The sequence below is a fragment of the Microvirga aerilata genome, from assembly GCF_016743775.1.
In the GTDB taxonomy this organism is placed as follows: Bacteria; Pseudomonadota; Alphaproteobacteria; order Rhizobiales; family Beijerinckiaceae; genus Microvirga; species Microvirga aerilata.
The window spans coordinates 1-12,375 of sequence record NZ_JAEQMY010000106.1 but is presented as its reverse complement, the minus strand read 5'-3'; the positions used below and the strand labels follow the sequence as shown (position 1 = coordinate 12,375).

Sequence of the window (12,375 nt, the reverse complement as noted above, 5' to 3'; positions counted from 1 at the left end):
AACGGCATCCCGAGATGATCGTCCGCTTCTTCCGCCATGCAGGCCTCTCCGTTACCGGCATCCCGTGAAGATCATTAAGCCGCTGCTGCTGGGCAGATAACGTCCGCGAATGCGACTGTCATCGCCTGTTGATTGGCTCTGTCCATGATCTCGACGTACCAGCTTTGCCGATCCTCGCCCTTCCGATTGCCTTCCGCAATCATGTCGCGGGCTATAGCAATAGCAACAGCTCGGGCAGACTGAAGGTCAGGATACCTATTGCTTTCAGGGTCCTCAACGAGGGTGCTTCCAGCTCGGATGTTGAAATAGTAGAGGGCTGCTTCCGCTTCGGGCGGCGATGGACATAGGGCACTGAAGTGATGGCCTGATCGGGGCGCACCACCCTCATCATCCCATCTCGTGAGATCCTGATGCTGGCTTGGCCTCTTGGGATTGTTGCGATTTCGGTGAGCCCGACGGCTTGGTGATGCTAGGGCCGTCGTGGTTCGCATCGCATGCTTGTTCAAGCGCATCGCCCTCCTCCCGATCTCCTCCTGCAACTGGGACTCCCAGACAACTTGGTCATAGGTCTGATCATCGGTTCGGATCTGATACTGAGGCTCCCGGTTGCCGGCGGGAAGCAGGGAAACAACCTCGTAGCCGCTGAGCCAGATCCGGTTGGGCGAATAGTCTTCAGCGTAGCTGACGTGCTGGCCGACGGTGTAGCGGTGCGTTCTCATGACAGGATGCTTTCCGCTGTCCGGGCGAAGTCATCAGCCCTGCTCATCTGCCACCAGGAATCTGCGCACATCGATGAAGTACATGACGATCGCTGCCGCAGTCACAGCAGCGAGGAGCGTCAGGTTCGGAGGATCGTAGCTTTAGGGTAGGCGGGATTTACTGAACATTTCATCCTCTCCTACCGGAGGGTGTTCGGGGGTTTAGCTGTTCTCTCCCGAATGCCCACCTCGTAGACGAGGAGGCATCCAATGATGAGCAGGGCTGCGACAACCGCTTGAGCTAACATTTTCGTGGCTCCTGAGCTGTATGACGGGCATGCAAGATGAGTTAATGGCCTCGCCTGCCATATAATCCTATGATTTACACCATACTCCCTCATGTAAAACTTAGATACACAAAACGGATTCATTCAGAGTTTATTGGTGGGGTCGGGTGTAAATAGGCAACTTGCTCCCATATAGTATAAAGATGGACTTCCAGCCTTGCTGCTTTCGGGATTAACCAAGGTTGGAATCTGGGAGCGATTGTGGAGGCTCCAATGTGTTTGAACAGCCGCTACATGTTTGATCTTCAGCATTATCAACCCCACGACGATGGCGGACCGACGCTTAATGCTTTGCCGATGATGCAGTCCAAGTGGGATCGGTTCACTTTGATCGAGACGATGGGGGTTCGGACCACGTTGAAGTTCATCGAAACGGTCGAAGAGGGCTACGGCCTCTCGCACAAGCTGGCGAACAGAGATGTTGAGTTCTGGGCTCTGGACAGGCAGCTTTGAGCCGGTCGCTGCAGGATTAGACTAGCCCCTACTGTTGAAGGCTGGTTGGCTGGAAAGCCGGTCTAATCCCCTTGTTGGATTGGGCTCTTAGATAGCTGTGCCTTTCAGTTTGGACGAATAATCAGTGGAGTTCAGGTGATGGCAACCGAGTTTTACGTCGTTCGACATCATGGCGCCTGGCGCATCCGGGTGAACGGCAAACACCGTGGGGAGTATAACTCCCGTGTTTCGGCCATCAATGCCGCCATGACGGAGGCCGAGTCTGCCGGACCAGGAGCCAAGGTCTTCAGCACGGGGATTGTCAGTCAGTTCAGCGCCGAGTGGCTGTCGAAGGACGGCGTCAACTCACTCCCGCTATGATCATCGCCCGATGGGATCTTACAGGAGACGCGAATGAGTGAGCGGATCGGTCGCCTTTGTGACGAGCTGCGGATCAAGCTTCACGGCATGGATCGCCGTCTTGAGGCTCTCAAATCGAACGGCGTGGCGACCTTCGACAACTCGCAAGGAGTCCTTGAGAGCCGTCTCGACCGTGTTGAGCAGCGCATTTATGATAACCGCGTCACCGTTGAAGCCGCTAATGTCAGGGTCAAAGCATGGCTCGCAGAGAAAAAAGCCGGCTCTGTTGTGGGTCGTCCTCTTTGGACCGAACGCCACAAAGCTCATCTCATGGAGGTTCGTGCCGATGATGCTGAAGTGTACGCCATTGCCGTCTTCGAGCTTGCGGCTGCAGCAGCCGATGAAGCCACACTCGCAGTCTTGCAGGCCCTTCTCGCGCGAAACGATGCTGATGTTGCGGTTCTGTGCGAGACGGAGCCTCACTAATGTTTATTATTGAGTTCTTTCGCGTGCGTGGAACAGACGAGGCTCATGCGATCCTGGATCGGGTTGAACATGACGCAACGGATCTGGACGACGCGAAAGTGAGAGCCCTGTCCCTCTTCGAGACCTTGGAGATGCCGCAAAAGCCGGATGCCCTGCGGATCATGGATCACAATGGCGATGAGGTGTTTGTCTGGGGTCCAGAGCGCCCAAGCGCCTCAATCTGAAACTGCCTCTCCTACCTGGTTGTTCGCCAGCATTGAGGCTCCCTGGACGACAGTTATGGCCTATGTTCATTACACGATCGTCGAGCACGAAGGTGGATGAGCCTGCAAAGCCGGTGATGTTTTCTAGGAATGCTACGCCACCCTGAGCACGACCTGAGGGAAGCGTCTATCCCGTCAAAACCCCATCCTGGGCTGCAACCTGTGCGGGACACTGGGGTTGCCTCCCTAGATCATTTCCCTCGGCAGGAGCTCTCATGAGCATCATGTGGATTGTGGTACTGGGCTCGGTCGTTGGTGTGATTGCTAGGCTTGTTACGCCCGGCAGAAAGGGACCCTTCGGGTTCATACTGACCGGTGTCCTTGGTATCATCGGCGCCTTTGCGGCCTCGTATCTGGGACAAGAGGCAGGGTGGTATCAGGCGGAGGACAGTACTGGATTGGTAGCAGCCGTCTTCGGAGCGGTTGCCCTGCTGCTGATCTGGGGTTTCCTCTTCAGAAGCCGACGCCCAACCTCCTCCATTTGATGCTCATCAAATCAACGGCGCTACCCTTGGTCAAAATCAAGAAACGCTCCTCTTGGGCTACGTCTGGAAATGGTTAAGACGAGGCCTCATCGTGCCCAGCCTCCTGCGGAAGCCCCTCCACAACACCCTTTCGCCCAACGTGACGATGTTTTCCTATGTGCAGGTGCACGTTGCGCGGGTGACCGAGACCGTGCTGGAACGGCTCGGCATACCAGAATAAATGGGCGAGTGACTTGCTCTTGTCATGCCTCGAAACCACGAAGTTCAGTGCAAGGCTCAGCATCCTGTGCAGATGCCTCTCGTGATGATCTTCATCTTGCGATCCCAGACTCTCTCCTGCGCCTCCGCCTTGGTCCGAGCCGCTCTCCCCATCGCAGCAGATTCCTCAGCCGTATACGCTTTCGACGCAGACACCTTTGGGATCCCTGCCCCTGGCTTAGTTGCATCCTTGGCCGAGACAGAATGGGACGCGATTAGCAAGGCCAGCACGGCCGTAGCTGTTATGATCCGCATAGGTCACTCCCGAAGCAGCAAATCGCGCTTCCAACCTTGTATATGGGGGCTCGGAGCAGTTCCCCAAAAAATTGCTCCGCTTCGTCAAGTGTCCGAACTCGTCGTGGAGTTCTGGCGTTGCTTGCCATGGCGTTGGAGATCGGCAAGCTCCAAGACCGACGGCACCAGACGATCTTCCTAAATCGGCCACTATCCGGCACCGTCAAGTTAATGAGCTAAGGTCGCAACGTCCCGCACGGCATGGGCGCATCATAAGCCAGCGGCGACGCCAGTTACCTCGGCCCAGATCTTAAAGGCTTGGACTCGTGACTGGCGATGAGCGGCGGCGTTGGTGTTGGCAGGACGGCGGAAGAGGTTGGCAGCTTGGTCTTGAACCGAGAGAAAGCGCTGGGCCTGCCCAGCTGATTTGAACCGCTTCATGATTCGCTCGCGTCGTCGGGTCGGTTGGTGGCTTGTTCTCGGCACGATTGTTCGAGCCCTTATGCTGCCGATGCTCGACGTCTGGCATGATCTCTCGCTTGGCCGCACCGTAGCTGGCCAGTTTGTCCGTAATCATCACGCGGGGTGCCATGCCCTGCTTCTTGAGCAGCTTTCGTAGCAGGCGTTTGGCTGCTTTTGCATTGCGGTGGCTCTGAACCAGGATGTCGAGCACGGCTCCGTGCTAGTCGACGGCTCGCCATAACCAATGCTTCTGGCCGGCGATGCTGATCGCAACCTCATCCAGGTGCCATTTGTCACCGGGTGCGGGCAGACGCCGGCGGATCTGATTGGCAAAGCTCTGGCCGAACTTCAGCGCCCACTGCCGCACAGTCTCATAGCTCACCTCGATACCTCGGGCGGCCAGCATCTCCTCGACCATGCGCAGGCTCAAGGGAAAGCGGAAGTACAGCCACACAGCATAGCTGATCACTTCGGCCGGAAAGCGGTGGCGGGCGTAACGAGGGACACGGATTAGGGGCATGCCTTACAGATAGCTCGATCCAGGTCACTCGTCGGTTAAGTTGACGATACCGGCTGGTGAACAAGAAGTGGGTCGAGCGGATCTGGCGGCGGGAGGGGCTGAAAGTGCCACAAAAGCAACCCAAGAAGGGAAGGCTCTGGCTCAACGATAGCTCGTGCATCCGGCTGCGACCGGAGTATCCCAACCATGTCTGGAGTTATGACTTCGTCGAGGATCGCACCCATGACGGGCGCAAGTTCCGCATGCTCAACGTCATCGACGAGTTCACGCGCGAGTGCCTGGCCATCGAGTAAACCGGAAGCTGAAAGCAATTGATGTGATCGACGTGCTCTCGGACCTGTTCATCCTGCGTGGCATTCCAGGTCATGTTCGTTCCGACAATGGGCACGAGTTCGTGGCCAAAGCCGTGCGCGAGTGGATCACGAGTGTGGGAGCCAGGACGGCTTACATCGAACCAGGCAGCCCTTGGGAGAACGGCTACTGCGAGAGTTTCAACTCGAAGCTTCGGGACGAACTGCTGAAAGGAGAAATTTTCTACACCCTGCAGGAGGGAAAGGTGGTCATCGAAAGCTGGAGACGGCACTACAACACGGTGCGCCCACACCCATCCCTGGGCTACCGGCCACCCGCACCAGAGGTCGTGGTCCATGCGTCACCGCTGGCGCCACGGCCAACCCGGAATTAACATCACACACGGATCACCCACATGGGGCAGGCCACTTTGATTGACTCGACTCAGACACGGCGCCGCGACCTGGGGCAGCCTCCACCTATCAACACGCCCCTGCGGGAGCTCACCCCCAGCCAAGAAACCCATCCATGCTGCTAATAGGGGGAGCCGCTCGGAGTTGCTCAATGCTTGGAACTGGCCGACGAAGCGTCGGGGAACTGTTGAACGCCTCCTCAAGTGCAGCCGCGACGCCCAGAACGAAGGCATCTCCTCCTCGGGGACCTACAATCTGCAGGCCGAAGGGCATTCCCTTGGCGTCAAGCCCAACCGGCAGACAAACAGCAGGGTGACCTGACAGGGTCACATAATAGGCCATCGCCAGCCAGTGGAAGTAATTGCGTGTCCGCTGCCCATCGATCTCCGTTGGATAGAGCTCCCGCCATGGCCGCGGGCTGATCGTGATGGCAGGCGTGATCAGAACATCATGGGACTGAAAGAAGCTCTGAAAAGAATGATAGATCTGTGTCTGCGTCGCATGGGCATGGGCGTAGTCTTCGAGTCTGTAGTGTAGGCCCTCCTCGACATTGGCCTGAAGGTTCGGGCCACACTCCTCAGGGCGGGTCCTGTACCGCTCGTGATGAGTGGCAAGAACGCCAGCTGCCCTGAGAACAGCAAAACTCTCATCGGCTCCGCTGCAATCGGGGTGAGCGAAAGCCAGTTCGCGAACCATTGGCCGGCAGGCTTGGACCCGGACTTGGAAGGCCTCACGGACAATCCGCTCCACCGGGGCCTGGCCGAAGTCCTCACTTGCCGCGACACGCAGCTTTGCAAGATCGATCTGCCGCGGCGGCCAGAACAAACCGGGCGCGCTGCGGACACCTGCTCCGTGCATTGTGTATGCCAGCGGGTCGCGGGCATCATCCGAGGCCATGGCGGACAGGAGCAGACAGAGGTCATCTACGTTGCGGGCCATCGGCCCAAGCACGGAGAGCGGCGACCAGCCAAGAGCCCGCTTCTCAGATGGAACAAGCCCTGGACTCGGGCGAAAGCCGACAATGCCGCAAAAGGCCGCCGGATTGCGCAAAGACCCGCCCATATCGGATCCGGTGCAAAGCGGAGCCATGCCGGTCGCCAGCGCGACCGCAGAACCTCCGGACGAGCCGGCGCACGACCTCTCCGGATCGAATGGATTGCCGGTTGCACCATAGACCGCGTTCCGGGTGTTCGCTCCCAGACCCCACTCTGGCGTATTGGTTTTGCCGAGCACCAAGCCACCAGCTAACCGAAGGCGGGCAACCATACCGGCGTCCTGGGTCGGAACATGATCCCGATAGATGGTACTACCCCACGTGGTGCGAAGCCCTGCCGTCTCGTCGAGATCCTTGATGCCGATTGGCAGGCCATGCAGCAGCGGGAGATCGTCCCCGCGCATGACCGCATCCTCAGCCTGTTTGGCTGCGGCTCGAGCCCCCGGCACATCAAGAGCGACGAAGGCGTTGACGGCAGGGTTCACCTGCTCGATGCGCGTAAGACAGCTCTCCAGCAACTCCACGGGCGAGAGGGACCTGCGGCCGATCAGTCGGCGCGCTTCACGAGCAGAAAGGTCGCACGGTTCGGTCAAGGCAATCCCCTATCGTTTGAAGTAAGTGGAGCATGTTCGGCAAGCCTTCTAATTTAGTGAAGACTTTCTGTGGAACTTGAATCCAGTATCCCAGCTTCCCCCGCCCGGATCAAACTAAGCTCCAGCCTTTGTTTGAGCCGCCCGGCACTAGCTACTACTTTCACAGATTTGAGGGACAGAGCAAAGCTCGTCGCTCAAAGCTGAATCTAGGACACACCCAACTCACGGAGTGAGAGATTTTGTAAACAGGTATAAATCAGAAAATCTTCCAGAGGCTGACATTTGGCAGGTTACATGATCTCCTTGGGCTATCCTCTGCCCCACGGGAAGGAGGCTAGGACCTACGGAGGGTAAAGGTTGGCGAACTGCTCACGCAGGACGTTCTTCTGCACCTTGCCCATGGTGTTGCGCGGCAACTCATCGACGAAGACAACCCGCTTCGGCAGCTTGAACTTCGCCAGGCGGCCCTCGAGAGCGGCGAGGATCGCCTTCTCGTCGACCTCTGCCTCCTTGGAGCGCACGACGACCGCCGTCACCCCCTCGCCGAAGTCCTTGTGCGGTACGCCGATCACGGCACTCTCGAACACGCCCGGAATGGCATCGATCTCGTCTTCGATCTCCTTCGGGTAGACGTTGAAGCCGCCCGTGATCACCAAGTCCTTACCGCGGCCGAGGATGTGCACGTAGCCGCGCTCATCCACCTTGCCGAGGTCGCCCGTGATGAAGAAGCCGTCGGGGCGGAACTCGGAGGCTGTCTTCTCCGGCATGCGCCAGTAGCCCTTGAACACGTTCGGGCCCTTTACCTCGATCATGCCGATCCCGTTCGCTCCCAGTTCTTCACCGGTGTCCGGGTTGGTGATGCGGGCCGACACGCCGGGCAGCGGCAGGCCGACGGCACCTGGTACCCTGTCGCCATCATAGGGGTTCGAGGTGTTCATGTTCGTCTCGGTCATGCCGTAGCGCTCCAAGATGGCGTGGCCGGTGCGGGTGCTCCACTCGCGGTGGGTCTCGGCCAGCAGAGGCGCCGAGCCTGACACGAACAAGCGCATGCCGGAGGTCATCTCCCTGGTGAGACCGGGATGCTGCAGCAGGCGCACGTAGAAGGTGGGCACTCCCATCAACGCTGTGGCACGAGGTATGAGCCCGAGGACCTCATCGGCATCGAACTTCGGCAGGAAGATCATGGACGCGCTGGAGAACAGGATGACGTTGCTGGCCACGAACAGCCCATGGGTATGGTAGATCGGCAGGGCGTGGATCAGCACATCGTCTGCCGTGAAGCGCCAAGCATCAATCAGAGTCAGGGCATTCGAGACGAGGTTGTCATGGGTCAGCATGGCACCCTTGGAGCGGCCGGTCGTCCCCGAGGTATAAAGGATCGCCGCCAGATCATCACCGGCCCGCTGCACGGTCCTGAACACGTCAGCGCTATCGGCGGCAGCATCCGTGAGCGAGCCCTGCCCTGCGGCATCAAGGGTTTCAACCGACGCTCCCACCTTCGCAGCCAGTTGCTCGATCCCTTCGCGTTTGGAAGTATCGCAGACGACAAGCGACGGCTCCGCATCGCTGATGAAGTACTCCAGCTCCGCCAGCGTGTAAGCTGTATTCAGGGGCAGATAGACCGCTCCCGCCCGGACGGTGGCCAGATACAGGATCAAGGCCGGCACCGATTTTTCGACCTGAACGGCGACGCGGTCGCCCGGCTTGACCCCGCGGGTGACAAGCACGTTGGCCAATCGGCCTGACAGGGCAATCAGGTCGGCATAGCTGATGGTGTCGCTGGTCGGGCTGGTGATGGCTGACTTGGTGAGATCGGCAATCGAGCGTTCGAGCTGGTCGAACAGGTTCGCATTCATGGCAGGAGCTCCAAAACGAGGGTCAATGATGGACCAGGTCAAAGGGTTTGGGATCGTTGCGGTCATGGGTTGGGTACCAGATCACGGGAGGGCAGATCAGCCCGCAGGGCTTTGCGGACCCCAGGCGAGGCGGCGACCACGCCCTTCTCAGCGAAGGCTTCATGGTTCTTCTCGATCTCATCGAGAGCGTAGAGGTAGTTCACCATCAGTCCATGGGCCTGCTTCAGGCCTTTCGCCGAAACGTCGCCAAGGAAGTTCAAGCGCTCGAGCCGCGCCCCGTTGCCGAGATGGAAGCGGGCGACCGGTTCGACCGGACGACCCTTGGGATCCTTGACCTTCAGGAAGTAGTAGGCTGCAGCTGGGAGAAGGACATCACGAACCTTCTCCGCCTTCCCTGGGTCACTGCTCCAGTCTTGTTCATCGAGGACCATCAGCATTTCCTTGGCTGCGCTATCCAGGCATACTGATCCTTCCGCCATACGCTCACGAGCAAGCCATGCCGCAAAGCCCGGGACAGGTGAGAGGGTCACGAACGTCCTTAGGATCGGCAACTCCCGCTTGAGATTCTCCACAACCTGCTTGATCAAGAAGTTGCCGAAGGTAACGCCACCCAAACCTCTCTGCGTGTTCGAGATCGAGTAGAAAACCGCGGTCGTTGCCTCTGTCGCCGCGATCGGCGTGCGAGCCAGATCGAGGAGCGGGCTGATTGCAGCGGGAATCTCCCTTGTCAGTGCGACCTCGACGAAGATTAGCGGTTCGTCGACAAGCTGCGGGTGGAAGAAGCCGTAGCAACGGCGATCCTCAGGCTCAAGGCGATTGCGCAGGTCATCCCAGTTCTCGATCGCATGCACCGCCTCGTAACGGATGATCTTCTCCAGAATGTTGGCAGGCGTGGTCCAGTCGATCGGCCGCAGCACCAGGAACCCCCGATTAAACCAGGACGAGAAAAGATGAGCAAAATCAGCATCGACGCACCGCAGTCCAGGGTTTTCCTTGACGTGGTCGCTAAGCTCCGCACGCATTCTGATCAGGGCTGCGGTACCACCTGGGGCGAGATTGAGTCTCCGGAACAGTTCCTGTCGTCGAGGCTCGGCTGCGGCATGCAGTGCCTCCAGTGCTTCCGTTCCATGATTTTTGCGAACAGCTTCGATCGCATGCTCGACCCGGCGGCGATCGGGTCCGAAACGATCAGCAAGAGCTTGGAGGAATGCAAGGCGGCCCGTGTCTGTTGCAGTGCCATAGCTTGCTAACAGGGTCTGCGCCAAAGCCACGCCGGATGCCTCACCCCTGCGCGATAAGAGCAATTCGCTCATGGCAATCAGGTCGAGTTGTGGAATGGCCTCCCGATCACCCTTGCGACCAAGCAGGGCCCGCCCCCTCTCCGTCAGCGTGTCGAGGAGATCCCCTAGGAACGAGGAGGCGTCGGCCGTTCCGGACCTCGAGCTGTAGAACCTCATGCTTAGCCTCCCTTAAACCCTGTGCAAGCTTTGGAAGTCCGCTAACCCCGTCACTGCGGAAATTTAACTTAGGTCAGCGAGGAGGAAGACCATGACATGGGACGTGCTCCTTGCGTGGCTCGAAGTCCCACAGCTTACAGGCAAACGGGGCAGGAGCACGGCCGCACCATCCCATTAGCTGACCTCAGTAAGAACGGCGATAGCACGAAGTCGAGCCGATCAGGAGATCCAGGAGACGCGCTCCTCGTCGTGCGCCTCTCCCATTGCGGGTTCCACGCATGCTGGACGACGGACATCCCGACGGGCCGATCCCGAACGGGTGGGATCGGTCCTTCTCGTCGGCGGCGGACTACTTGGCCTCCTCCAGCTTCAACCCGGCGTCCTTCACGACCTTGGCCCAGCGGGAGATCTCCGAGCCGACAAAGGCGCCAAACTCCGCGCCAGTCAAGGTCGGGATCTCCGATCCCTGCCGGGTCCAGGCCTCACGGATGGTGGGCGCCTGAAGGGCGGTCTGCAATTCCTTAGTCATTCGCTCGACAATCGAGGCCGGCGTGCCCTTGGGCGCCCAGAGCGCATAAAATGTGGACACCTCATAACCCGGCACGCCGGCCTCCGCGGCGGTCGGCACGTCGGGGAACGCCACCGAGCGCTTCGGAGCGGCGACGGCCAGCGCCCGGATCTGCCCCCCGGAGATCTGGGCGGCGGAGCTGCCGAGCCCGTCGAAGGCCATGTCGATCTGTCCGGCTACGAGATCCTGCATCGCCGGGCCGGCGCCGCGATAGGGTACGTGGATGATGTTCGTGCCGGTGAGGAGTTTGAACATCTCGCCCGCGAGATGGTGCGCTGTGCCGGCGCCCGCTGATCCGTAGTTCAGCTTGCCGGGATTGGACTTCGCCGACGCCACGAGCTCGGGCAAGGTCTTCGCGGGCACCTTCTGCGGATGCACCACCACCACATGTGGGACCTGAGACACCATGCCGATCGGGACAAAGTCTTTCCGCAGATCGTACGTGAGATTGGTGTACATTGAAGGCGCGATGACGTGGTGGGTAGCACCGACGAAGAAGGTGTAGCCGTCGGGCTCGGCCCTGGCGGCGGCAGCCGCGCCCGTGTTTCCCCCCGCCCCCGCCCGATTGTCGACGATGACGCGCATTCCGAGTTGATTGTCGAGCTGCTGGGCAAGGGGGCGTGCGAAGGCGTCGGTGCCTCCGCCCGCCGCAAAGGGCACAATCAGCGAGATGGGCCGCTGCGGCCAAGTCTGGGCCGAAGCCGGTGCGGCGGTGACCGCCGCGGCGGCCAGGGCGAGGATATGCAAAATGGCCCGTTTCAAGACGTTTCTCCCAAGGATTCCGCTCTCGCGCTCCAATATTGGACCGGCGGATATTCGATGCTACCAAGATCCTGTGTAGCCGCAATACTCGGCCCGAAGGCATTGGTAATCCCGGACGAAAGCGGCCCCGGATCGCTCATGAGCCTTTCTATTCCGGTGCTGTTGTCCGTTGAGCTCGGCGCGTCACCAGCCACTCCCACCGGGGTTCGGCTCAATTGGGCTGAAGCTGCCGTGGTGGCTCTGTTGCAGTAACCTGGATCGGGCACAATGAGCCCAGCCGCATGGGCCACTCGGGCAGCGAGACCAAACAGATGGTTGACCAGACGGATTTCGCCTGTCGTTCCTGCCGCTTGGAGGATGCAGTGACCGCGACGGATCATGCGCATAACCTCAATACCCTTTAAGGTGGCGTAGGCTGTTCTCATTCTCTGAAAGCCGCGGGTTAGCCGGATCACGCGCTTAAGGGCGCCGTGATCCGCTTCGATGATGTTGTTCGAACATTTCGACGTCCGGTGCTCCACATCATGTGCCAGGTAGCCCTCCCATATCAGCCGGCAGATTGCTCTTGGATACGAGGCGAGTTTGTCCGTAGTGATCGATGAGGGAGGACAGTCACCCATCGTCTTGAGGGCTTTGCGTAGAAAGCGATAAGCCGCTCGGGTGTTCCGCCGGTCTGAAAGCATGAAGTCAATGAGCTGCCCGTGCTTGTCGACAGCCCTGAACAGATACTTCCATTTTCCACCGACCCGCACATAAGTTTCATCCACGCGCCATGACCCGGAACGGGAACCTTGAAAGCGGCGGAAGATCGTGGATGGGTCAACATCAACGCCGCGCTCAGACATCATCTCGGCGAGATCGCGATAGCTGATGCCGTAGTTGCAGTACCAGCGAAC

At 59.3% G+C, this 12,375-nt stretch carries 11 protein-coding genes and 3 pseudogenes; 7 read left to right on the top strand and 7 right to left on the bottom strand.

The features are described from left to right. Window positions 1-74 precede the first annotated feature (74 nt). Window positions 75-491 (bottom strand): DUF6894 family protein, encoded by a 417-nt coding sequence (locus JKG68_RS34950; RefSeq protein ID WP_376773225.1) that lies wholly within the window; start codon window positions 489-491, stop codon window positions 75-77. A 788-nt stretch (window positions 492-1,279) separates the two neighbouring features. Between JKG68_RS34950 and JKG68_RS27860 the strand changes: the two genes are divergently transcribed. The 6 genes from JKG68_RS27860 to JKG68_RS34350 all read left to right on the top strand — a co-directional run bounded on the left by JKG68_RS27860 (window position 1,280) and on the right by JKG68_RS34350 (window position 3,291). After that, window positions 1,280-1,498, top strand: coding sequence for a hypothetical protein (locus JKG68_RS27860; protein WP_202065232.1), 219 nt, complete (start codon window positions 1,280-1,282; stop codon window positions 1,496-1,498). A gap of 138 nt (window positions 1,499-1,636) precedes the next feature. Next, a complete protein-coding gene (locus tag JKG68_RS27855) occupies window positions 1,637-1,858 on the top strand; it encodes a hypothetical protein (protein WP_202065231.1) in 222 nt (73 codons plus the stop codon). A gap of 33 nt (window positions 1,859-1,891) precedes the next feature. Further along, window positions 1,892-2,323 carry a hypothetical protein gene (locus JKG68_RS27850; protein WP_202065230.1) on the top strand — a complete coding sequence of 144 codons (432 nt, stop codon included), beginning with the start codon at window positions 1,892-1,894 and terminating at the stop codon, window positions 2,321-2,323. Then, window positions 2,323-2,547, top strand: a complete 225-nt coding sequence (locus JKG68_RS27845) for a hypothetical protein (protein ID WP_202065229.1) — start codon at window positions 2,323-2,325, stop codon at window positions 2,545-2,547. Before JKG68_RS27850 ends, JKG68_RS27845 begins: the two co-directional genes overlap by 1 nt. Before the next feature lie 254 nt (window positions 2,548-2,801). Then, complete coding sequence (locus tag JKG68_RS27840) at window positions 2,802-3,071, top strand: GlsB/YeaQ/YmgE family stress response membrane protein (protein ID WP_202065227.1); 270 nt, start codon at window positions 2,802-2,804, stop codon at window positions 3,069-3,071. A gap of 91 nt (window positions 3,072-3,162) precedes the next feature. Further along, window positions 3,163-3,291: a hypothetical protein gene (locus tag JKG68_RS34350; RefSeq protein ID WP_281399240.1), complete on the top strand. Its 129-nt coding sequence runs from the start codon at window positions 3,163-3,165 to the stop codon at window positions 3,289-3,291. Window positions 3,292-3,833: 542 nt separating this feature from the next. Here the strand turns inward: JKG68_RS34350 and JKG68_RS27835 are convergent. Then, a pseudogene (locus JKG68_RS27835) lies at window positions 3,834-4,545 on the bottom strand (IS6 family transposase). A gap of 56 nt (window positions 4,546-4,601) precedes the next feature. Here JKG68_RS27835 and JKG68_RS27830 point away from each other — a divergent pair. Next, a pseudogene (locus JKG68_RS27830) lies at window positions 4,602-5,230 on the top strand (IS3 family transposase); the annotation flags it as partial. A gap of 109 nt (window positions 5,231-5,339) precedes the next feature. Here JKG68_RS27830 and JKG68_RS27825 read toward each other — a convergent pair. The 5 genes and pseudogenes from JKG68_RS27825 to JKG68_RS27805 form a co-directional block, all read right to left on the bottom strand. Beyond that, window positions 5,340-6,836: an amidase gene (locus tag JKG68_RS27825; protein WP_202065225.1), complete on the bottom strand. Its 1,497-nt coding sequence runs from the start codon at window positions 6,834-6,836 to the stop codon at window positions 5,340-5,342. Window positions 6,837-7,177: 341 nt separating this feature from the next. Beyond that, window positions 7,178-8,692 (bottom strand): malonate--CoA ligase, encoded by a 1,515-nt coding sequence (locus JKG68_RS27820; RefSeq protein WP_202065224.1) that lies wholly within the window; start codon window positions 8,690-8,692, stop codon window positions 7,178-7,180. Window positions 8,693-8,754: 62 nt separating this feature from the next. Then, on the bottom strand, window positions 8,755-10,149 hold the full coding sequence (locus JKG68_RS27815; protein WP_202065223.1) for a malonyl-CoA decarboxylase: 1,395 nt from the start codon (window positions 10,147-10,149) through the stop codon (window positions 8,755-8,757). Window positions 10,150-10,498: 349 nt separating this feature from the next. Next, a complete protein-coding gene (locus tag JKG68_RS27810) occupies window positions 10,499-11,479 on the bottom strand; it encodes a Bug family tripartite tricarboxylate transporter substrate binding protein (RefSeq protein WP_202065222.1) in 981 nt (326 codons plus the stop codon). 341 nt (window positions 11,480-11,820) lie between these two features. After that, a pseudogene (locus tag JKG68_RS27805) lies at window positions 11,821-12,375 on the bottom strand (IS6 family transposase); the annotation flags it as partial.